Genomic DNA, 231 nt, shown 5'->3' with positions numbered 1-231 from the left:
CGATTGGTCGGGCTTCGGTACCGATCTGGTCTTCACGACGATCGATCCGCCCGCGAACGCCGGCGGCGCGGACCGCGCGGTGCGGATCCCGCCCTTCCTCGCGGAGCGCGACGTCGCGCGCGTCGCCGACGCAGCGGGCCGCGTGCGGCGCCAGCGACGGCTCGCGAGGCTGCGTGCCGAGATCCAGCGGTGGTTCGTTCCGGGCGCCTTCGTGCGCGACATCGTCGCCTC

At 74.5% G+C, this 231-nt stretch carries 1 pseudogene; it reads left to right on the top strand.

The features are described 5' to 3' along the window. Positions 1–231: pseudogene (locus SB754_RS23280) on the top strand (transcriptional antiterminator); the annotation flags it as partial.

The organism is Leifsonia sp. SIMBA_070, from assembly GCF_046534635.1.
GTDB lineage: Bacteria > Actinomycetota > Actinomycetes > Actinomycetales > Microbacteriaceae > Leifsonia.
This window is presented reverse-complemented; position numbering and strand designations above follow the sequence as displayed.